Origin of the sequence: Brevibacillus sp. NSP2.1 (assembly GCF_000470975.2) — a bacterium.
In the GTDB taxonomy this organism is placed as follows: domain Bacteria; phylum Bacillota; class Bacilli; order Brevibacillales; family Brevibacillaceae; genus Brevibacillus; species Brevibacillus agri.
This window is the reverse complement of sequence record NZ_CP048274.1, coordinates 4517579-4538000: the sequence shown is the minus strand read 5'-3', so window position 1 is coordinate 4538000 and position 20422 is coordinate 4517579. Positions and strand designations below refer to the sequence as shown.

Annotated in this window: 21 protein-coding genes and 1 pseudogene; 14 read left to right on the top strand and 8 right to left on the bottom strand. The window is 51.4% G+C overall.

Annotated features, from left to right (window positions below; translation table 11 throughout):
* Positions 1 to 189 precede the first annotated feature (189 nt).
* Both M655_RS21995 and M655_RS21990 read right to left on the bottom strand, forming a co-directional pair.
* Positions 190 to 1077: an IS3 family transposase gene (locus M655_RS21995; RefSeq protein ID WP_005837485.1), complete on the bottom strand. Its 888-nt coding sequence runs from the start codon at positions 1075 to 1077 to the stop codon at positions 190 to 192.
* A gap of 38 nt (positions 1078 to 1115) precedes the next feature.
* Entirely contained in the window at positions 1116 to 1427 is a 312-nt protein-coding gene (locus M655_RS21990; RefSeq protein ID WP_007786541.1) for a transposase, read from the bottom strand.
* 94 nt (positions 1428 to 1521) lie between these two features.
* On the opposite strand from M655_RS21990, the gene M655_RS21985 reads away from it, so the two are divergent.
* On the top strand, positions 1522 to 2046 hold the full coding sequence (locus tag M655_RS21985; RefSeq protein ID WP_026557966.1) for a hypothetical protein: 525 nt from the start codon (positions 1522 to 1524) through the stop codon (positions 2044 to 2046).
* Between the two features lie 13 nt (positions 2047 to 2059).
* On the top strand, positions 2060 to 2425 hold the full coding sequence (locus M655_RS21980; RefSeq protein WP_129552242.1) for a hypothetical protein: 366 nt from the start codon (positions 2060 to 2062) through the stop codon (positions 2423 to 2425).
* 224 nt (positions 2426 to 2649) lie between these two features.
* Here M655_RS21980 and M655_RS21975 read toward each other — a convergent pair whose 3' ends face one another.
* The gene (locus tag M655_RS21975) at positions 2650 to 2979 is read right to left on the bottom strand and encodes a winged helix-turn-helix transcriptional regulator (RefSeq protein ID WP_007781603.1); all 330 of its coding nucleotides are present in this window, start codon (positions 2977 to 2979) and stop codon (positions 2650 to 2652) included.
* 168 nt (positions 2980 to 3147) lie between these two features.
* Between M655_RS21975 and M655_RS21970 the strand changes: the two are divergent.
* From M655_RS21970 to M655_RS21955, 4 genes and pseudogenes are all read left to right on the top strand, one after another.
* Positions 3148 to 3645: pseudogene (locus M655_RS21970) on the top strand (lactoylglutathione lyase family protein).
* Between the two features lie 15 nt (positions 3646 to 3660).
* Positions 3661 to 4641, top strand: a complete 981-nt coding sequence (locus tag M655_RS21965) for a zinc-binding dehydrogenase (protein ID WP_007781612.1) — start codon at positions 3661 to 3663, stop codon at positions 4639 to 4641.
* Between the two features lie 289 nt (positions 4642 to 4930).
* Complete coding sequence (locus M655_RS21960) at positions 4931 to 6610, top strand: methyl-accepting chemotaxis protein (protein WP_007781614.1); 1680 nt, start codon at positions 4931 to 4933, stop codon at positions 6608 to 6610.
* 221 nt (positions 6611 to 6831) lie between these two features.
* Positions 6832 to 7296: a hypothetical protein gene (locus tag M655_RS21955; RefSeq protein WP_007781617.1), complete on the top strand. Its 465-nt coding sequence runs from the start codon at positions 6832 to 6834 to the stop codon at positions 7294 to 7296.
* 116 nt (positions 7297 to 7412) lie between these two features.
* Here the strand turns inward: M655_RS21955 and M655_RS21950 are convergent, their stop codons facing one another.
* On the bottom strand, positions 7413 to 7850 hold the full coding sequence (locus M655_RS21950) for a Dps family protein (RefSeq protein WP_007781621.1): 438 nt from the start codon (positions 7848 to 7850) through the stop codon (positions 7413 to 7415).
* Between the two features lie 112 nt (positions 7851 to 7962).
* Here M655_RS21950 and mobA point away from each other — a divergent pair, with 112 nt between their 5' ends.
* Positions 7963 to 8583 (top strand): molybdenum cofactor guanylyltransferase, encoded by a 621-nt coding sequence (gene mobA, locus M655_RS21945; RefSeq protein ID WP_007781625.1) that lies wholly within the window; start codon positions 7963 to 7965, stop codon positions 8581 to 8583.
* Positions 8584 to 8614: 31 nt separating this feature from the next.
* Here mobA and fdhD read toward each other — a convergent pair whose 3' ends face one another.
* Positions 8615 to 9412, bottom strand: coding sequence for a formate dehydrogenase accessory sulfurtransferase FdhD (gene fdhD, locus M655_RS21940; protein ID WP_007781627.1), 798 nt, complete (start codon positions 9410 to 9412; stop codon positions 8615 to 8617).
* 425 nt (positions 9413 to 9837) lie between these two features.
* On the opposite strand from fdhD, the gene M655_RS21935 reads away from it, so the two are divergent.
* The 5 genes from M655_RS21935 to mobB all read left to right on the top strand — a co-directional run bounded on the left by M655_RS21935 (position 9838) and on the right by mobB (position 15904).
* Positions 9838 to 11112: an L-lactate MFS transporter gene (locus tag M655_RS21935; protein WP_007781632.1), complete on the top strand. Its 1275-nt coding sequence runs from the start codon at positions 9838 to 9840 to the stop codon at positions 11110 to 11112.
* A 52-nt stretch (positions 11113 to 11164) separates the two neighbouring features.
* The gene (locus M655_RS21930) at positions 11165 to 11530 is read left to right on the top strand and encodes a Na-translocating system protein MpsC family protein (protein WP_007781634.1); all 366 of its coding nucleotides are present in this window, start codon (positions 11165 to 11167) and stop codon (positions 11528 to 11530) included.
* Between the two features lie 197 nt (positions 11531 to 11727).
* A complete protein-coding gene (locus M655_RS21925) occupies positions 11728 to 14076 on the top strand; it encodes an FdhF/YdeP family oxidoreductase (protein ID WP_007781638.1) in 2349 nt (782 codons plus the stop codon).
* 43 nt (positions 14077 to 14119) lie between these two features.
* On the top strand, positions 14120 to 15379 hold the full coding sequence (locus M655_RS21920; protein WP_026557965.1) for a molybdopterin molybdotransferase MoeA: 1260 nt from the start codon (positions 14120 to 14122) through the stop codon (positions 15377 to 15379).
* A gap of 9 nt (positions 15380 to 15388) precedes the next feature.
* Positions 15389 to 15904 (top strand): molybdopterin-guanine dinucleotide biosynthesis protein B, encoded by a 516-nt coding sequence (mobB, locus tag M655_RS21915; protein ID WP_026557964.1) that lies wholly within the window; start codon positions 15389 to 15391, stop codon positions 15902 to 15904.
* Positions 15905 to 16040: 136 nt separating this feature from the next.
* Here mobB and M655_RS21910 read toward each other — a convergent pair whose 3' ends face one another.
* Positions 16041 to 16355 carry a hypothetical protein gene (locus M655_RS21910; RefSeq protein ID WP_286085887.1) on the bottom strand — a complete coding sequence of 105 codons (315 nt, stop codon included), beginning with the start codon at positions 16353 to 16355 and terminating at the stop codon, positions 16041 to 16043.
* A 212-nt stretch (positions 16356 to 16567) separates the two neighbouring features.
* Positions 16568 to 17227: a suppressor of fused domain protein gene (locus M655_RS21905; RefSeq protein ID WP_026557962.1), complete on the bottom strand. Its 660-nt coding sequence runs from the start codon at positions 17225 to 17227 to the stop codon at positions 16568 to 16570.
* A 229-nt stretch (positions 17228 to 17456) separates the two neighbouring features.
* Here M655_RS21905 and hmpA point away from each other — a divergent pair, with 229 nt between their 5' ends.
* Positions 17457 to 18674: an NO-inducible flavohemoprotein gene (gene hmpA, locus M655_RS21900; protein ID WP_007781656.1), complete on the top strand. Its 1218-nt coding sequence runs from the start codon at positions 17457 to 17459 to the stop codon at positions 18672 to 18674.
* A 24-nt stretch (positions 18675 to 18698) separates the two neighbouring features.
* On the opposite strand, the gene M655_RS21895 is transcribed toward hmpA, so the two are convergent.
* Positions 18699 to 19208, bottom strand: a complete 510-nt coding sequence (locus M655_RS21895; RefSeq protein ID WP_007781659.1) for a Crp/Fnr family transcriptional regulator — start codon at positions 19206 to 19208, stop codon at positions 18699 to 18701.
* Between the two features lie 225 nt (positions 19209 to 19433).
* Here M655_RS21895 and M655_RS21890 point away from each other — a divergent pair, with 225 nt between their 5' ends.
* Positions 19434 to 20378 (top strand): MBL fold metallo-hydrolase, encoded by a 945-nt coding sequence (locus M655_RS21890; RefSeq protein WP_026557961.1) that lies wholly within the window; start codon positions 19434 to 19436, stop codon positions 20376 to 20378.
* Positions 20379 to 20422: the final 44 nt, after the last annotated feature.

The window sequence follows — 20422 nt, the reverse complement described above, 5'->3', positions numbered from 1 at the left end:
TCATAGCTTTTCGTTTTTGGGTGAGGAATACTATTGACGGTAACGGCTTGACATGGAGCCTCTACGGGCATAATTTCTTACTCAAGTCCGATGCCTAAGGGTTTCGTAAGGCTACCCAGCCTATCATGCCCGCCTCTCCATGTAAAGCCTAACGAACTTTCCGGTATGAATCCATGTGACTCTAGATTATTACACACGAACGGCTTTAATGGGGATAGGACTTACTTGGTTTTGTCTATAAAACTCGGCAGGTGCTAAATCACGAATGCTAGAGTGAATTCTTCTCTCGTTGTAAAACTTCATATACTCGGTTACCACCTCATACGCTTCCTTGTACGTTTCAAATTCGTGTCGAGATAAGCAATCGTCCTCCAATAGTCGGTGAAAGGACTCAATATGTGCATTCATATTCGGAGTCCTGGGCGGAATTCTCTCATGTTCAACCTTGAATGATTCACAAGCCTCTTGGAAGGCATGGGAAATAAACTGTGGTCCATTGTCTGATCGGATCACAGGTTTTGGGTCATCTTCAAATAATTGGCGTTTCCATAGAGCCTGTTGTAGAGTTCTTGCCACATCTTTTCCTTCACAAGTTAATCCGATATGATAGGCAACTGCCACTCGATCATAGACATCTAAGACGGTCTGAATAAAGAAAAAGCGGTCTTCTCCTACAATGTAACCATACTTGATATCTGTCTCAAAAAGCTGATTCGAATTCGTAATGTTACGGTTTCTAGCAAGCTTTCTAGGGTAATGCGTTCGTTTCTGGCGTTGTGGACGAAGAATATCTAGCTCTGTACAGAGTCGATAGACTTTCTTCTTGTTGATAATTAAATCATGCTCGCGGCGCAGGAGAACGGTTAGTTTGCGATAACCGTAGGCATACCCGTCTCCAGTGATGCTCTCCATCAGCCACTCCTTGATTTGTTCATCGGAAACCTTGGTTCCATCTTGTTTGAATGAGTAGCCCGGTATTTCTCGTCCCTCACGTACTGTTTTTTCTAGATGTGGTTGAGTCTTTTGTTGCTTATGATAGTAGTAGGTCGATCTCGGAATCCCTATAAGACGAAGCACTAAGGCTGCTTCGTATCCCTGTTGAATATAATGTTCGGCTACTTCAAGCTTTTCAGTAAGTGAGGGTTTTTCTTTTTTATGAGGTCACGCAAGATGGCAATCTCTAAATCCTTTTCACCCAGTAAACGCTTGAGTTGATCGTTTTCTTTAACCAAAGCCTTGGAACCTGCATCATCGACCACAGCCATATTGAAATCCTCGAACTTTCCTGCATCTGCATCTTTCATCCAACGTTGGACGACATTGTAGTGGAGTTCGTATCTTCTGGCAACGGCAGCTCGATTTCCACTTTCCAGAGCTTCTTTTACCACTTGCATTTTAAACTCATTGGAGTATTGTTTTCGTTTCATTGTTGCCTTCCCCCTGTTCACATATAGTGTACTAAATTACACTCCATGTGTCCAAGTTTCCTAAGGGGCTATTGAGGTATTTGGATCAAGTGCATTGTCATTTTTGGCACCGGATTTTACTGATACACCTGATCCTGGTGAACCAAATTTTAGAGAGTTATATACTCCTTTCCATGAGATTGCACAGATTAATGTAGCAAAACAACTTTATCAGAAGTACGGGCAGAATGCCGAACTCGAGAAAAAATTAGCCACAGGAGAAACAGAATGGTTTGGACTCAAGAATAAATACTATGAGGCTGACATTGTTTTAGGAAATAAAGTTTGGGAGGTTAAGCCTCTAAATGGACAAGACCCTAAAGCGCAACTAGAATTATATAAGAAGCTTGGTAACCTAAAAGAGGGCGAAAAGTTAAAAACCATGACCAACATTCCAGTTTTTGATAATGTAAAAATGGAGATAACTTTCCCAGAAGCAGGGGTTGCGCGCTATCAAATGTACGCTCAAGGTGATGGCGGTGTGAGAAGAAATTTAAGTACTGTTGGGGCAGCCATAGCTGTGGCACGAGCCTTATTAAAGTCAACTCCAGCTGGTAGAAGACTATCGCCAGGTTTTTAGAAGGGAGACGAACTTGTCTATGGGCATTAGCTGGGATAATATCAACGATGTGTACTCTGTACCCAACTTTGAAGTGAAAAAAGGTACAGTGGTAAAAATTAAGGTGTCTGTGGAAGGTGATTTAAAGGAGTTTGAAAGGAGTCCACTCGGAACAAGGACTATATTAAACAATTGGTCATATCATACAGACAATGGTAAGGAAATAAAACCTTTCAAATTAGTAAATTACTTAGGTTCAGACAGTTATTTTGAAGCAGAGTTAATGTATGTAAAAAAAGACAAAGAAAAAGATGAACTCAAACTTTTGTGCCAAGATTTAATGGACGTTTACAACATGGAGCAAATCAGTATTAAAAAATGGGAAGCTAAAACTATTTAGAAGTTGAACTAGGGCATTGAACCCCAAGCGAATTCACCTACTCGTCTGGGGTTTCTTTTTGCTCTGAGGTTGGGCTACAATAACCCTTTTTATTCATCAATGAGAAGTCGTATGGACTCCCAAGACTTGAAATTCTTCGTCGTATTAATCTTTATCAACGTGAAACAGAAGGATTGAGGGAAACGATACAGTTTGACAAAGTATCCTTGGCATTCGGCACCAGTTTACCTGCAATCCGGCTGATTCCCCATTCTTCTGTCTCCCCATGCGCACATTGCCTGTAAAATTTCGCGCAAACTTTCTCCTTCTTCCGTTAGCGAGTACTCTACTTTAGGGGGAACATCATCGTAAACTCTCCGGCTGATGATTCCGTCTTCCTCTAATTCTCTTAACTGCTGGGAAAGCATTTTTTTCGTAATCAGTGGTATGCCTCTTTGCAGTTCACTGAAGCGTTTTTCTCCTTCTTTTAACAGGCATAAAATGACAACTTTCCATTTTCCTCCGATTACTTCCAGCGTTGCTTCCACTGGTACATTGTATTTTGGCGTAGTCAACGTTGATCCCCCACGTGAAAGTTCTTGGTTTTGCCCACATATAGCCAAGTAAACATGAACGATGGTTACGATTAGGGTACCTGGTTACATGAAAGTGCCGACTTTCCATTCCAACATGTCCTTCATTATACTGAAAAAGAACGAAAGGTAAAAAGGAGAAGAGAAAAAATGACGAACACATATCCTCGTTCATTTTCCCATATTGGATTATCTGTTCCGGATGTACAGAAAGCTGTTGCGTTTTATACAGAGGTATTAGGATGGTATGCCATTATGAAACCGTCTGAAATTCGAGAAGACGATAGCCCGATTGGACAAATGTGCACAGATGTATTTGGAAGGGGCTGGGGAAAATTGAAAATCGCTCACTTGGCAACATCTGATAAAGTCGGTGTATAAATATTTGAATTTTCAGCAAATGGAACTCCTGAAAATAACTTTGAATTTTGGAAAACGGGGATTTTTCATTTTTGTGCACAAGATCCTGATATTGAAGGGCTTGTTGAAAAAGTGGTAGCTCACGGAGGGAAGCAACGTATGCCTATTCGTGAATATTATCCAAATGAAAAGCCGTATAAAATGGTGTATTGCGAAGACCCGTTCGGGAATGTACTCGAAATTTATACACACAGTTATGAGTTAACGTATTCACAAGGTGCTTATTAAAGGGGGGAGCTTACATTGAAGGCATTACTGCTCGAAGAAAAAGCAAACGTATTTGAAATGAAAGTAGGGGATGTAGAAAAACCGTCGCCGAAGCCAGGTGAAATCCTGGTCAAAATAAAAGCTACTGCATGTAACCCTGTAGACTATCAAACAGGGATCAGAGGAAATCCCAATTGGGTATACCCGCATGTTTTGGGGTTGGATTCCGCTGGCGTGGTTGAAGAAGTAGGCGAAAAGGTAACAAATATCCAAGCGGGAGACAGAGTTGTCTATCACAGTGATTTGACGAAAAAAGGCGGATATGCTGAATATGGTGTGACAACCGCTCATACAGTATCGGTCATTCCAGAAGGCGTGTCCTTTGAAGAAGCTGCTGCTCTTCCATGTGCCGGATATACAGCGTATCAAGCCCTGTTCCATAAAATGCGAGCTTCCCGAGGGGAGACGATTCTCGTTCATGCAGGAGCAGGCGGAGTAGGCGGCTTTGCTATTCAACTGGCGAAAAACGCAGGACTGACGGTGTTAACAACCGCCTCTTCTATGAATCATGCGTATGTAAAGAGCTTGGGAGCCGATTATGCCATCGACTACCAAAAAGAAGACTTTGTAGAGAAAGCTTTGGAAATCACGAACGGACGAGGGGTAGATTTGGTCCTTGATACAGTAGGACGCGAAAATGCTGAAAAATCTTTGAAGGCTCTTGCTTTTAACGGACAAATTGCGTTTATTGCCGGAGCTCCTGATGTGAATGATGCGATTTCATTTGCACGTCCCCTGTCTTTTCACCAAGTAGCACTTGGAAGCGTGCATCAGTCCGGTCATGTACGTGAACAGCAAAAACTCTCAGAAATCGGAAACCATATGCTCTTCCTTCTTCAAGAGGGCAAACTGAATCCGCTTGTTGAGAAAATCATTGCAATGGAGGAAGTCCCGGCAGCATTGGCTGAACTGGCTACTCGTAAAGGGAAAGGAAAAGTGGTAGCGAAAATTGGCTGACAAAAATGCGTTTTTCGATGACGTTTGACCATGATGGACTCCAGGCGAGTTGTTGCAGCTCGTCTGGGGTTTTTTCTTGGCGCTTGTTGCCATAAAGCGCTAAAGCGCTGAGGCCAAGCGAACTTCTTGACGCTCTCTCTTTTTCCTCCGACTTGCAACAAAGCCAACTCTGCCTGTATGCTTATAATCGGCAGGAAGGGCTTGCCATCGACAAGCTCGTCGCCGCCAACGAAACCAGTATGACTGCTCGTAACAAGAACGTATTTCCTTGCGAATCGGAGGGTACAGCATGAAATGGACAATCAGAAAGAAAATCATTGGCGGATTTTTAGCGGTGTCTCTGCTTATGGTGATCGTGAGTGGACTGTCGTTCGCCTTTCTGAAGGAAGTGGACACCTCGTACACGGAGCTGGTAGACGTACAGGCGAAAGTGCTCCTGAACGCCAAGGCGATTCAGGTACAGGCAACGCAGATGAACAGCAGTTTGCGGGATTACCTGCTGACGCAAGATCCGGAAGCCGCGAAAAAAATGGAGGAGGCAAGCAAGGAGCTATCTGCTCTCGTGTCCTCCACCATGGAAATCGCCTCAACGCCAGAGACCAAGGATGCGCTGGGCAAAATCGAGACTTTGAACAAGCAATACGATGAAGTGAAAAACCAGATTCTCTCCGTGAGCAGCGACCGGGCTCTGGAAATCGCCACGACCACGTTGTTTCCGCTTTCCAGGGACATTCGGGCGGTAGCTGACGAAATCAATGAGCGGGAACAAGCACAAATGACGCAAGCCTCGCAAGAAAACTCCATTCGGGTAGACGGCGTCATCACAACCGGACTCATCATCAGTGCGATCGCAGTCGTTTTGGCACTTTGCATTGGCTATTTTGTCTCGCGCTGGATTGCGAGACCCGTCGTCTTGTTGGCCTCTTCTGCACAAAAAATGGCGGCGGGAGACCTGACTGTGGAAGATATCGTGGTAAAGAACAAGGACGAGATCGGAGAACTGGCGCGTTCCTTTACCGTCATGAAAAACAACTTGCGTACCCTGATACATCAAGTGGGCGTCAATGCAGAACAGGTTGCCGCATCTGCGGAAGAGTTAACGGCAAGCGCTGAACAAACAAGCAGAGCCACCGAGCAAGTCGCTTCCATCATGCAAGAAGTAGCCTCGGGCTCCGAGCAACAAGCCTCCAGCGTAGACCAGAGTGCCCAGACACTTAACGAAATGGCGCAAGAAATTGAAAAAATTGCGGCCAACGCCCAGAAAGTATCCGCTTCCGCCGTACAAGCAGCGCAAGTGGCAGAGGAAGGAAATCAGGCGCTCCAAACCGCAAACGAACAAATGGGTTCCATTCACGCCAAGACGCATGACCTGGCAAATGCAATCCAAGATTTGGGCGATCGTTCAGAGGAAATTGGCGAAATTGTTCAAGTGATTACCGACATTGCTGCTCAAACGAATTTGCTGGCTTTGAATGCAGCTATTGAAGCGGCAAGGGCAGGGGAACACGGCAGGGGATTTGCTGTCGTTGCAGAGGAAGTAAGAAAGCTTGCGGAGCAGTCAGCCGGATCGGCAAGTAAAATCAGCGATTTAATTTCGATGATCCGCGAACAGATGCAAAAAGCGGTAGCTTCCATGGCTCAAGTGAAAAACGAAGTAAGCGAAGGTATGGTAGTAGCAACCCAGGCAGAAACTTCCTTCGCGCACATCCAACGCTCAGTGGGCGATGTTGTTGTTCAGATTCAAGCGGTGTCAGGCAGTGCGCAGCGGGTCGCAGGGTCGATGGAAGACATTGTGCAATCGGTGGCAACCATACGGGAAGTAGCCAGAGAAATAGCAGCCGGAACGCAAAATGTTTCTGCTGCTACGGAAGAGCAGTTGGCTTCCATGGAAGAAATTGCTTCGTCAGCTTTGGCTCTGTCCAAGATGTCCGAAGAACTGCAGAAGATCGTTTCGAATTTCAGGTATTGAGGAAATAATCGTTTGTGTAGGACACTGACAACTCCCTTAAGTATAGGCATGCTTGGGGGAGATTTTCATATAAGGGAGTTAGCTCGTTTTTTTGGCTATCGCGAAAGTCGTCAGCGTTTGTGCGCCTAAATTCCTCGTTTTCAAGGGGGACGAGTTATATTATCATTGAGGGTACATTCCATAAAATTCTACTTTTTGTGAAAAGGGGAATACATAGCGCAATGTTTAATGAACGGAAAGCGTTGCAGATGACACTGCAGGCCATGCTGGAGCAGCGAATGGCTCTGCGCCGGCAATACGTAGACCAGGACAAGCAGTTGGGAGCAGACATCAAGCAAATTCTGAACCGGATTCGGGAAATGGATGCCGAGGCAGGCTTTGATGCAACTGAGCTGTCTGACGAAGTAGCGGTGGCGACTGAGGAGCTTCCGACAGATATGGTGAAGCGGATCAAGGTACGAAAGACCCACATTCGTCACAATTATCAGGAAGTGGCCAATCACATCGAGAACATCTTGCGGGAAAGCATGTCTCCGATGTCCCTGGCCGATCTTTGTTCGATTTTGAAGGAACGGCATGACGTAGAGTTCGCCAGCCCGTACATCGGCGTACAAAAGTCATTGAAGTATCTGCCTCAGGTAAAAGTGGGAAAAGATGGAAGGAAGCTGATTTTTTCACTGGCGTAGACAGAAAAGACGGCTTGCCTGCCCGGACTTGGACTGGGTAGCCGCTTGATTCACAGCAAAAAAGGCGACGTGCAAGCACGATCGCCTTTTTGTATGGGATGGTAACGGGCAAGCTGTTATTGCAGGAAAGCGTTGAGCATCCAGATGTGTTTTTCCAGACCGCTGCGAATTTCCAGGAGCATGTCCGCTGTCGCCTCGTCGTCTGCTTGTTCGGCAGCCTCGATTGCCAGTTTCAGCTCGTCGACGAGGATCGCGAAGTCGCGGGCGACGGTTTCCACCATTTGCTCGGCGGTTTCATTGCCTTCCGCTTCTGTGATGCTCGCTGTATTCAGACATGCGCTCAATGTGCCTACAGGTTTGCCGCCAATTGCCAACACGCGCTCTGCCAATGCGTCGATGTGCGCCGAAGCTTCGTTGTACAGCTCTTCAAACTTCGCGTGCAGGGTGAAGAAGTGAGGGCCTTTTACATTCCAGTGAAAGTTGTGCAGCTTGGTGTACAGAACTGTCCAGTTTGCCACTTGTTTATTCAAAACGTTGAACATAGTGTTTTCCATAATCGTAACCTCTCCTTTTTTAAAATGATTTCTTATTTATAATTATTATAAACTAATAGTGGTTATTGTCAACCCTTGCAGGAAAAAATCTTGGAGACGGCAGGAGATGTTTATGCAGCCAAACGTACACGCGGTCATTCTGGCTGGCGGAAAAAGCAGCCGGATGGGCGTCGCGAAAGACCAGCTTCCATGGCGCGAAGGCACCTTGGTGACAGAGCTGGGAACAGAAATTTTGGCGATGGGGATGCCTTGCCTGATCGTGTGCAACGAGCCTGAGCGCATCCCGGCAGAGCTTGTCAAACGAGACGGCGTGAGCGTGACGGCCGATCTGGTGCCGTCAGCGGGACCCGTGAGCGGCCTGGTGACGGCGTTTCGCCTGTGTAGGAAGGACGTGCTGCTCGTGCTCTCCTGCGACTTGCCGTTTATGGACCGGACGCAGCTCGCAAGCCTGCTCGCCTATGCCGCCGGAAAAGACGGTTGGGACGCGGTCATTCCTTCGGCACAGGGGCGGATTCATCCGCTGTGCGCCTTGTACCGCAAAAGCACGCAGCCCGTCTGGGAACAAGCGTTGGAGCAGGGCGAGCTGCGGCTGATGAATACGATTCGCAAGCTGTCCGTCCTGGAAGTGCCGGACGGCTGGCTCGACCCGTGGGCGCTGTTCAATGCCAATACTCCGGAAGAGTACGCGGCTGCCATCCGCGAAGAGCAACGCAGAAAAACAGGACGGCCGTAAGCTTGTCCTGTTTTTCACGCAAGAAGCGGAGCTAGGGCAAAATGATCCGCTCCGGATGCGTGTACACATTCATTTTGTTTTGGCGGATGAAGCCGACGGCCGTGATTTGCAGTTCCTCTGCCAGTTGCAGGGCGAGGTCGGTCGGAGCCGATTTGGACAGGATGATGCCTGCGCCGATCTTGGCGGCTTTCAACAAAACTTCAGACGAGAGCCGTCCGCTGAACACGAGAATCTTGTCCGCGGTCGAGATATTATCCCGCAAGCACTTCCCGTAAATTTTGTCCAGCGCGTTGTGGCGTCCGATATCCGAATATTGCAAGAGAACTTGGTCAGGCGTGCACAGAGCCGCGTTGTGAACGCCTCCTGTCTGCTGATGGATAACGGAGGAGGCTTGCAGCTCGTCCATGAGTCTGGTGCATTGGGCAGAGGTGACGGTGGTGGTGCCGCTCGCCGGCTTTGCTGTGCGGGCATCGCTGAAAAAGTAGAAGGACTGTCTGCTTTTGCCGCAGCACGACGTAATTCTGCGCTTGGAGTAAAAGCTCTGGGACAAAATCGTTTCTTTGTGCAGGTCTACGTAGGCCAGCCCTTTTGCCTCGTCTATCGTGATCTGCCTGATCTCCCCGAAGCTTTGGATGGCTCCCTCCGCTGCGAGAAAACCGATCACCATCTCGTCCAGATCGGCTGGCGTGCAGACGACGGTGGCGAACTCTTCGTCATTGAGAAAAATCGTGAGCGGGTACTCCGTGACGATCTCGTCGTCTTCCCAGTGGTGCTGGTCAGCCGTCACTTTCAGGACGCGCAGGCGGGTTGTTTTGCTCAGTTTTGACATGCGAACCTCCCGTATCATGTTCATGCGTGGAGAAATGACAAGTTGTGAATAGATTTTGACAGAGAAAATATTGTCGAGTGAGCGCTTACATGGTAGTATACTATGTGAGGGTGAAAGTGTCATAAAATTTTCTACTTTCAGTAACTTCCTGCGCGTATAGAGCGAAAAGACACGGAACAGCGAACCTGTCACCGAATCTCTCGCTGTGAATCACCAATTGAATACGATGGCACGTGCTTGTTGATGCTGACGTAGCGTTCCTGCTGATGATTAACTGCTGTGTTTCATTGATACCTTTGTTTCCGTGTGTGCGGAAAAAGCGGGGGGTGTCGATGAAATCAGCAGTTTTTCTTTTTGCTTTCGGAGTGGCGCACCAGTGATTGGGCTTCATTCCAACCAAGACCATTTTAAAGGAGATGAACATGATGGAGCAACAAGTGAAAAACCGTTGGCTGATTGCACTGGCTGCGGTGGGGATCCACATCTCGATTGGATCGGTGTACGCGTGGAGTGTATTTACCAAGCCGATCACCCAGCAATTTGGCTGGGAACTGCCCGATGTGCAGTTCACTTTCAGCATCGCGATTTTGTTTCTCGGGCTGTCCGCGGCTTTTCTCGGACACTACGTAGAAAAGCACGGGCCGCGAAAAGCGGGAACGCTCGCCTCGATCTTTTTCGGCGTCGGGATTGTCGGCTCCGGGCTTGCCATCCAGCTTGCCAGCTTGCCGCTTTTGTACATTTGTTATGGCGTGCTGGGCGGAATCGGCCTTGGGGTCGGGTATATTACCCCGGTGTCTACGCTTGTGAAGTGGTTCCCGGATCGCCGCGGACTGGCGACAGGACTTGCGATCATGGGCTTTGGCTTCGCTTCGATGATCGCCAGCCCGATCATGAACGCGCTGATTGAGAGTGTCGGCATTGCGAACACCTTTTACATTTTAGGTATCATTTATTTCGTCGTCATGTTTGCATCTGCGCAATATTTGTCTCCGCCGCCAAAAGGCTGGGTGCCCGCAGGTTTTTCGACCGAAGGGGCAGCAGGCGACAAGCAAATCAAAAAAGACTTGTGCCAGCTTACCGCCAACGAAGCGATCAAGACGCGCCGTTTTTACTGGCTGTGGCTGATGCTGTTCATCAACGTGACTTGTGGAATTGCTGTCATCTCCGTCGCTTCGCCGATGGCGCAGGAAATGGTCGGCATGTCCGTGCAAACCGCTGCGCTGATGGTGGGCCTGAACGGCTTGTTCAATGGCGGCGGACGAATCGGCTGGGCTTCGCTGTCTGACTACATCGGGCGGGCGAATACGTACACGGCTTTCTTCGCGATCCAGATGGTGCTGTTCTTCCTGTTGCCGAACATGAGCAACCCGGTGCTGTTCATGATCGCGATGTTCATCATCATGACCTGCTACGGAGGCGGCTTCGCCTCGATTCCTGCCTACATTGGCGACCTGTTTGGCACGCGCCAGCTCGGGGCGATTCACGGCTACATTTTGACCGCATGGGCGGCGGCAGGGCTGGCAGGCCCGATCTTCGCCGCATGGGTGCGCGAGACGACGCAAAGCTACACAGGAACGATGAGCGTGTTCGCTGCGATGTTCATTGTCGCCTTCTTTATTTCCCTCTTAATCCGGTTGGATATTAAAAAATTGAAGGAAGAAGCCAGACAAAGAGAAAAGTCAGTTGAATTGGCTAGTTAATCAATGGTAAAGTCTTAGTAGAGAATGATTGGAATAAAGGTGAGTACCGTCGATGAATAAGTTCGAAGCAGAGTTCAGTAATTTGGTCAGAGCTTTCCGGAAGCGCCATATGGGGAAAGGACCTAGCAAGATCAGCACCACGTTTTGCAAAAACTGGGCGATCTGCGAAATGGAGGGCAATCTTTCGCCGGTGGAAAAGTTCATTGCCACTTCGGAAGATGGAAAGCAGACACTACGAGCTGCCAGAACCGAAATGGTCAAGGAGATGTATCGGAAACACCAGCCAGTTGACATGGAAGCGTTTCTGGGCGCAAAACTCGTCGACCTGTTCGTCGACATTGACATTGAACGTGATTTTGGGATGTCCATCTTTGTTTTCGATCAGGACATCGAGAAAAAATGGAAAAACGAACCGTAAGTCTAAGCGAAGCAGCGTTCCTGTTCACCGGTTAGACAAAGCGGACTTCGCAAGCAAACACGACGTTGAGACTAGGTAGCGAACCTGCCGGAGACAACCACCGTGAACGCGCTCTCTTCCTATCAGGGATCAGGGACGGTTTCATGGTGGTTTTTTTAATCTCACGCGTGTTTGACCAGAGAGGAGCGTAAAAACAAATGGGCAAGACCAAGCATAATGGACCCGTCAAACTGGACACGTCGCTGAAGCCTTCCTTGTGGGCTTCCATGATGCCCATGGGACTTGGCAAAATCAAGCCGCATCACATCATTGACACGATGAAGGTCGTGTATGACAACCGGGACAACCTGGGCTACGCCTACCGGATTTTGACCCAGGGAGTATGCGACGGCTGCGCGCTCGGCGTATCCGGTCTGTACGACCAGACTCTCACAGGCCCGCATTTGTGCACGACGCGCCTGAACGTGCTGCGCCTCAATACAATGCCTGCCATGGATGACAAATGGCTCGAAGATGTAAGCGCTCTAAAACAGATGTCGAGCGTGGAGCTGCGCAAGCTGGGCAGGATTCCTTATCCGCTGTCGCGCAAGCCGGGCGAAAACAAATTCACGCGGATCAGTTGGAACGACGCTCTGGACCGGATCGCGAACAAGATCAAAGGCATCAGTCCTAAGCAGCTCGCGTTTTTCTTGACTGCGCGGGGAATTACTAACGAAGTGTACTATACGGCGGCAAAAATGGCCCGTTTTCTGGGGACGAACAACATCGACAACGCCTCCCGCATTTGCCACTCGCCGAGCAAGACAGCCTTGAAGCGGTCGCTTGGCATCGGGGCGTCGAGCTGCAACTACCAGGACTGGATCGGCACGGATGTGCTCGTCTTCTTCGGCTCGGTTCCGGCGAACAACCAGCCTGTCTCCACGAAGTACATGTACGCGGCCAAAAAAGCGGGAACGAAGATCATCCTGATTAACCCTTACAAAGAGCCGGCGATGGAAAAATACTGGATTCCGTCGGTGCCGGAGAGCGCTGTGTTCGGCACGAAGCTCGCGGACGATTTTTACCAGGTCAACATCGGCGGCGACATCGCCTTCATGAACGGCGTGATGAAGCACTGGTTCGAGATGGAGGAGGCCAATCCGGGCTCGGCGATCAACCGCGAGTTTGTCCGGGAGCATGCAAACGGCATCGAGGAGCTGCGGGGGCATGTGACCAATCTGCCGTGGGATCAGATCGAGCAATCCTCTGGCTTGAGCAGGGAGCGGCTGAAAGAATTTGCGCTTTTGCTCGCCAATGCCAAATCAGGCGTATTTGTATGGAGCATGGGACTGACCCAGCACCGCTTTGGGACCGACAACATTTCCTCCGTTGCCAATCTGGCGATTCTGCGCGGCTTTTTGGGCCGGAAGCACTGCGGCGTGATGCCGATTCGCGGCCACTCCGGCGTGCAAGGCTCCGGGGAGATGGGAGCGGACCCGTTCAGCTTGCCTGGCGGCGATTTTGACGAAAAGAACTGGACGAGAATCGAAAAGCTGTGGAAGTTCCCGATCCCGAAATGGCAAGGCGATATTGTCGGCATCTCGCTCGAAAACGCCCTGCTGCCCGATGGACACGAGCGCAAGACGCGGCTGTTTTACACGAGCGGCGGCAACTTCCTGGAGACGATGCCTGACCCTGACTTCATGGAAAAATGTTTGGAGAATGTCGAGCTGCGCGTCCATCAGGACATCATTTTCAACACGTCTACCCTCGTCGATGCCAAGGAAGAGGTAATCGTCCTGCCGGCGATGACGCGCTACGAGCAGCCGGGCGGCGGCACGTCGACCAGTACGGAGCGGATGGTGTACTTCAGCGCCGAGATCGAGGGACCACGGATTGAAGAGGCGCGGGCCGAGTGGCAGATTTACGTCGATTTGGCTGCGCGCGTGCATCCGGACAAAAAGCACCTCATGCATTTTGCCAGCGCGGAGGAAATTCGTGCGGAAATCGCGCAGGCGAATCCGAACTACGACGGCATCCAGCATTTGAAAAAACGCGGAGATGTGTTTCAATGGGGAGGGGCCTGGCTGTGCGAGGACGGAGTGTGCCCGACGCCAGACGGCCGAGCGAATCTGCTGCCGATCGAAATTCCGCAGCTTGACAAGCCGGAAGGGCATTTTTACGTGACCACCCGCCGCGGCAAGCAGTTCAACTCGATGATCTACAGCAACAAAGACCCGTTCAACAACGCGGATCGCTACGATATTTTAATCAATCCGGAAGACGCGCGGGAACTGCGCATTGCGGAAGGCGAAACGATTGTCGTGTATAATAGCTATGGCACCTACCAAGGGCGCGCCAAGTTTGAAGATACGAGAAGAGGGAATATCCAGGTGTACTGGCCGGAAGGAAACGTGCTGATTCCAAAAGGCGTGTACGAAGCGTTCGCGGGTATCCCGGAATACAATACGGCAGTGAAGATCGAAAAGGCGGATTCGTTCACTGCTAATAAAGATTTGAAATACAAGGAAAAACCGATAGAAGATCTGGAAGTAAACGTCGGCTGACAAAAACGGCGTGATGGGCGGTCACAATTAGGAGGAACGGACGATGCGTTTTGCGCGACAAACAGTCTCGGTAGAGGAAGCGATGGGCAAATGGCTCGCGGCATTGCCTACGCTGGAAACAGAACGGGTGCACATCGGGGAGGCTTACGGGCGAATTTTGGCTTGCGATTTGTACGCAACGTACGATTTGCCGCACTTTGACCGCTCGCCGCTGGACGGCTTTGCCGTAAGGGCGGCGGATACGGTCGGGGCTACGATCGCGAGCCCGCTCGCCCTCAAGGTGATCGAAACCGTAGCGGCGGGACAGGTGCCTGAGCGAACCGTGACGGAAGGCTGCGCTACGCGGATCATGACCGGAGCGATGATGCCGGAAGGCGCCGATGCCGTGATTATGTTTGAGCAAACGCAAAACCCTGGCGAGCACGCGGAAACCGTCTGGATCAAGCGGGCGATGCAGCCTGGGGAAAATGTCTCCCGCCGCGGCGAGGAGATGGCAAAAGGAACGGTGATCGCCAAGGCTGGCGAGAGGATCAACGCAGGCACGATCGCCAGTCTGGCTACGTTTGGCTACGCGCAAGTCGATGTTTTCCGCCGGCCGCGAGTCGGCCTTCTGGCGACGGGCAGCGAGCTGTTAGGCATTGACGAGCCGCTCGTCCCGGGAAAAATTCGCAACAGCAATATGGTGATGCTGACCGCTCTCATTGCCGAGGCGGGGGGCATCCCTGTTTGCTTTTCCGGCCTGCCCGATGAACTCGCCGTGGCGAAGCAAAAAATCAGCGAATACATGCAGCAAGTGGATGTGCTCGTGTCCAGCGGAGGGGTGTCAGTGGGCGATTTCGATGTGATCGCGCTCCTGACGGACGAGCCGGACGTGGAACTTTTGTTCAACCGGGTAGCGATGCGCCCGGCCAGTCCGACGACGAGCATGCTCGTTGAAGGCAAGCCGTACTTGGCGCTGTCGGGAAATCCCGGAGCCTGTTTCCTCGGCTTTGAGCTGTTCGCGCGGACGGCGATCCGGCGCCTTTCCGGGGCGGCAGAAGTCGTCCCGCACGCAATCCGGGCGAGGCTGGCCGTTTCTTATCAAAAGCCGTGCCCGTTCCCGCGCTATTTGCGCGGCAGGCTGCTGGAACAAGACGGCGGACTTTTGGCGGTGCCTGATTTCAATGAAAAGGCGGGCAATCTCGGAACGCTCAAGGACAGCGAATGCTTCATCGTCATTCCGCCGGGCGGAAGCGGCAAGCAGGCGGGCGAGCTGGTCGAAGTTTTAACCCATGCGGCCCCGACCTGGAGGAAGGAAGGATAGCGAATGGACCTGGACAAACAGCCGTGCGTGTTGCAAATCGTCGGCTATTCCAACAGTGGCAAGACGACGCTGTTGACGAAGCTCATTCCTCTGCTGGAGGGCGCCGGGCTGCGGGTTGGCGTCATCAAGCACGATGGCGGCCACGATTTTGAATGGGACCAGCCTGGAAAAGACACGTGGCGCTATCGCGAGGCAGGAGCTTCGATCGTGGCAATCACCTCGCGGACGAAGACGGCAATCGTCGAGCAGCGCCCGCAAGAGCTGGCCGTACTCGTACAGCGTCTTGCGGCCGCCGGAGCGAACCTCGTCCTCGTGGAAGGCTTCAAGCGGGAAGGCTACCCCAAGCTCGTGCTGTTGCGGCGGCCGGAAGATGCTGAATTGCTCCGGTCCGTGTCCAACCTGGTCGGAGTGGTAAGCTGGGGAGAGCAGAAGCAGGCGGAGCTGCCCTGTTTTCACGTAGACGACATAGACGGCATCGCCCGGTTTGTGCGAGAGCGGATCGAGGAAGCGCCGCCAATTATTTAATAGAAGCAAAAAGATCATCCCGGCCGAGGCGAGGGATGATCTTTTTTTGGATCGGGGCCGCGAAGGCTTGTCGCCAGTGCCTGGTGCAGCCAGGTTTTCTAATAGGCAAAACGTTTCGACTGGCCCAAACGTTTGCTCACGACTCAGGCTGTTGCCGCTCGAACAAATAAAGCGCGCCGTTGCTCGCAATTTTGAACTTCGGTCCGTTGAAGCCTCGGCGAATCAGAATCGCCCAGAGCAAAAGCGGCAGCCTAAGCCGTGCAGGCAAGGCAGGCGGCGCGATTTCCTTTAGCTCGGCCATTTGCGTAATCGGTCCCTGAAAGATCAGCTCCGCCGTTTTTACCGCAAGCGAAAGCGAGCTGGAATAGCATCTGCTCCACTCAATTTCTTTCAGGTCGGTCCGGCCTGCCTCAATGTCGGCCAGGTCGTACGTTTGAAACCATGCATTCACGTCCCGGCCGCATATGAACGCACCTTTTGGATAATCTTGCTTGACTTTGTAATGTCTTACTAAACCTATTTTCAATGTCAGTTCCATTCTTTCCCCGTTGAACCGGATGGCAGGAGACAAGAGCTTTGCGCACGGTGCTGCAGAAACATAGAGTCGCAGACTGCCAGACTGCCGACGGGGAACGCGTCATACCCGGTGCTTTTTTCGGCTGTTCACAAGTAAGACTGAACCCTGTTCATATCTGTCAGCAAGTATGGATTGTCCTTTTTCATCGCTGCAATCAATGTCTCCGCCTGCGCAGGGTCGTCCTTCAACGCTTCCAGTTCCTTTTGCGTAATGCCGACCAGTTGCAAAAACTCTACTCTGCCATGGACGGTGTCGATTCCTTTTGCTTCTGTATCCTCTACAATGAGCAGGGCCGTAATCGCCGAATCTGTGCCAATATGAATCGACGTGCCGTTCCCTGCGACAAACTGGTTAGGCTCGAAAAACCGTTTCTGGGTGTATGTATAGCGCGCCAGGTTGGACAGCATGTCGATCGCCCACATACATTCCTCGTTGGAATCTTCCTTTAACTTGATCGTCATCTCATAGCCCCAACGGCTCCATTCGCCGCCGTATGCCTCTTCGTCCGTGTACAGCTCCGTCATGCCGTAGGTCAAAATGTGCTTGTAGCCGTTCGGAGATTGATAAATGCTGAAGCCATCCAAATAGGCGTCCCCGCCAAACATGGCGCGATTCACCATATTTGTCGCATAATGTGCAGGCTCCTGTGCAGGATAAAGCTGATGGAACACTTCGTCGATCGCGTCCCAGCCCGGTGCCCAGTCGTTCTGCTCGGATGCGCGTTGTTTGTATTCTTCCAAAGTCAAGCAGCATACCCCCTCCAATTTTGGTTATATCTTACTATAGCGCAGGACGGAGCAACAGGGCCAAATCTCGTAAAACTTTTATGATTAACCAGCTTCAGCAGGCAGGAAGCTCTTTTTTTGTTGTCACAAATCGTTTCTTTTTCCTGTGATTACAATCACAGGAGGCAAAAGCTTTGCTCCGGTACACTAGTGACATAGATCACACGTTGATTTTTCAAGGAGGGCCAATATGCTGAACCAAAAAACGATCGATATTATCAAATCCACCGTGCCTGTACTGGAAGTGCACGGGACAACGATAACCAAACGCTTTTATCAACGGATGTTTGCCAACCATCCAGAGTTGTTGAACATTTTCAATCACGCTAACCAAAAACAAGGCAGACAGCAAACGGCACTGGCTAATGCGGTGTATGCGGCTGCCCTGTACATCGACAAGCTGGAAACGATTTTGCCCGTCGTCAAACAGATCGGACACAAGCACCGCAGCTTGGGCATCAAGCCGGAGCATTATCCGATTGTCGGGGAAAACTTGCTCGGTGCGATCAAAGAGGTGCTGGGCGATGCCGCGACAGACGAGATCATCGAGGCTTGGGCGGAAGCGTACGGGGTAATCGCAGACGCGTTCATCAGCGTGGAGGCGGAAATGTACGAACAGGCGGAGAATCAGCCAGGCGGCTGGGCCGACTTCCGGGAGTTTGTCGTGGAGCGCAAAGTAAAAGAGAGCGATGTCATCACGTCCTTTTACCTCGTACCGAAGGACGGGAAAGAGATTGCGAGCTACGAGCCAGGTCAGTATGTAAGCGTCAAAATGGAGATCCCGGGAGAGGAAAATACGCACATTCGCCAATACAGCCTCTCGGATGCGCCGGGCAATCCGTACTACCGCATCTCCGTCAAACGGGAGGACGCGATTGGCGACAAGCCAGCCGGAAAAGTATCCGTGTACTTGTGGGAGCACGTTAACGAAGGAGACATTTTGCCTCTGTCCGCGCCAGCAGGCGACTTCATTCTTGACCAGCAGGATGACAGACCTGTCGTGCTCATCAGTGGCGGCGTAGGGCTGACACCGATGATGAGCATGCTGAAAACGCTGGTGAAAACGGGCTCGAACCGCCCGGTGACGTTCATTCACGCAGCGCAAAACGGAAACGTGCATGCGATGAGAGACAGTGTGGAGGAGTTGGCTGCCCAGCATCCGCAAGTAAAAGCGTTCTGGTGCTACGAAAAGCCGACCGAGCAGGATCGGGCAGCGCAAGCCTTTCACAAAGAGGGCTACATTGACTTGCCTTGGCTGCAAAGCGTCATTGCCGACAAAAACGCGAGCTTCTATTTCTGTGGCCCGGTTCCTTTCATGAAAACAGTCAATCGGGCCCTGAAGGAGTGGGGAGTGCCTGCGCAGGACATTCACTTTGAGTTTTTCGGTCCTGCCGGAACGCTGGACTAAGAGCTGGAAGCAAGCTCGCAGCGCTTACTTGCGGGCGCCTGACTGGGCACGCAGCAAGCGGTTGACCGTTTCCCGGCGCAGCCCGATGAACTGGCCGATTTCGTCCTGGGTCAGCACTTCGGACAGGGAAGCGACGGGAACGAACGACTGGAACCAGAGTTGCAGCTTGCGCAGTCTTTCCGCCGGAGATACTTCGGACAACTGGTCGATGCGCTGCTGCATCATGCGCAGCTTTCCTTGCAACTGCAAGGCGATCTCCCGGCATTTCTCGTGGTTTTCTTCCAGTTCGCGGTACCAGTCGGCCGCGGACAGCACCTCGACCTCACAGGTGACGAGCGCGACGGCTGTTCCGTAGTAAGGATTCGGGCTGAGCAGCGAGTGATGCGGGATCGTCTCGCCTGGCACGATGACGTTGACCAGCGTGAGCGTCCCGTCTGCGTGCACCCGGTTGATTTTGAGCATGCCGCTTTTCAGATGGTAGAGCGGCCCTGTCTCGCCTTGGCGGAACAGCGTTTCCCCTTTGTGCAAAATCATTGGTTTTCCTCCTTGTTCAAACGATCCATACGGCAGTAGCAGTATATCACAATCTGCTTTGCCAGCACCTGCTTTCCGCGACGGGAGGGCAGGTGCTTTTTCGCGTAGTGGACAGGTGCGGTTTTATGTGGAAATCAGCAGTTTCCGGCATGTTTTGCCCTTGCGTTCCAGACGGAATCGTTTGCTATAATGAGACAATCACGTTATGGAAAAAGGTGTTCTCTGATGCAAAGTACGATCCTCATCTGGCTTGGCTACCTGCTCGGACTGCTCGTTGTGGGCTTTTTTGGCTACGTGGCGTACCGTTACTGGTACCATATGGGACAGCTTCCGAAGCCGCCGTTTCGAGAGCTGGATGCGAAGCCTGCGCCTGAGAACTGGTCTGATGATGAGGTGACGTTTACGTGGATAGGCCACTCGACGATTCTGTTGAATATTTACGGAACCAAAATCTTGACTGACCCGGTATTAGGCGAAAAATTGGGACTTCGCGTCGCAGGGCTGCTGCATTTTGGCCCCAGGCGCTTCACGCCTCCCGCTCTTGATTTTGACGAGATCGGCAGCGTGGATTTGATTTTATTGTCCCATGCCCATATGGACCATGTCGACCTGCCGACGCTGCGCCGGCTGGCTCATCCGTACACACACGTCATCACGGCCAGCAATACCGGAAAACTGCTTCGCCGCATGCCGTTTGCCTCCTGCAAGGAGCTTGCCCCGGGGCAAGCCACGACGACAAAAGACGGAGTGACCGTCACGGCGATTCCGGTCAGACACTGGGGCAACCGTTTCCCGTGGAACCATGACTACGGCTACAACGGCTACGTCATCGAGAAAAACGGCGTGCGCATTTTGTACCCTGGCGACACTGCCTACATGTCGATGGAGAGTTTGCCGCAAGAGTTTGGACAGTTTGACCTCGTGTTCATGCCGATCGGAGCCTACAAGCCCGATTCCTACCAGGCTGCGCATTGCACGCCCGAGCAGGCGTGGCAAATGTTCAAGGAGAGCCGGGGCAAATGGCTGGCGCCGATTCATTGGAACACGTTCGTCCTCTCGCGCGAGCCGGTAGACGAACCGATGCAGCGTTTGCTTGCGGCAGCGGGCGAGGAAAAAAATCGGATTATCGTCGAGCGGCAAGGAGAGACGTTCACCTTGCCCGTGCGATAGCAGCGATTGCTTGCGTGAAAAAGCAAGGTTGGAAGCGACTGCTT